The 723-nt window shown below is 74.0% G+C and carries 1 pseudogene; it reads right to left on the bottom strand.

What is annotated here, in order from left to right:
- Positions 1–127: 127 nt before the first annotated feature.
- Positions 128–568, bottom strand: a pseudogene (locus JHD63_RS22765) (P1 family peptidase); the annotation flags it as partial.
- Between the last annotated feature and the right edge of the window lie 155 nt (positions 569–723).

Here is a 723-nt window from a genome sequence, read left to right as displayed (position 1 = left end):
CCCCCCCCCCCCCCCCCCCCCCCCCCCCCCCCCCCCCCCCCCCCCCCCCCCCCCCCCCCCCCCCCCCCCCCCCCCCCCCCCCCCCCCCCCCCCTCTTCCCTCACCCGCCCCCCCCCGCGATCTACACTAGGTTCTCTTCGTCGGCAGCGTCAGATGTGTATAAGAGACAGGCGTAGCCGGCCGCGGCGTCGGGCCGCACGCGCATGTCGCCGAGCATCAGGTCGAACAGCACGGCCGCCGGCACGATGGGCACCAGGCCCACGCCCACCGGCAGGCCGATGCCGTGCTCCTCCAGCCAGCGCATGGCGCCGCCGGCCGCATCCAGACCGTAGGCGCTGCCGCCGGCCAGCATCACGGCATGCACCCGTTCCACCAGGTTGTGCGGCGCCAGCAGATCGGTTTCGCGCGTGCCGGGGGCCGCCCCGCGCACGTCCACGCCGGCCACCGCGCCCTCGGGCGCGAGCACGACGCTGCAGCCGGTGGGGCGCAGGGGAGAGGTCCAGTGGCCGACTTCGATGCCGGCAACGTCGGTGATGGCGTCGGCGGCGGATGGGGCAGTGGGTGACATGGCTGCCGATTATGGGCGCGCGCCGGGCCCAGGGCAATCGCATCTAAATCCAAGCGAAACTAAAGCGCTGAAACAACCCTCCTAGCGCAGCCCCGATGAACCTACTGCACCACCTGCAGAGCATCTCCGACCCCCGAAGCCACCGCACGCGTCGC

The sequence above is a fragment of the Xylophilus sp. ASV27 genome (genome assembly GCF_016428875.1).
Taxonomy (GTDB): domain Bacteria; phylum Pseudomonadota; class Gammaproteobacteria; order Burkholderiales; family Burkholderiaceae_C; genus Xylophilus.
Note: the sequence above shows the minus strand (reverse complement) of the source record. Positions and strands in the feature narration are given on the sequence as shown.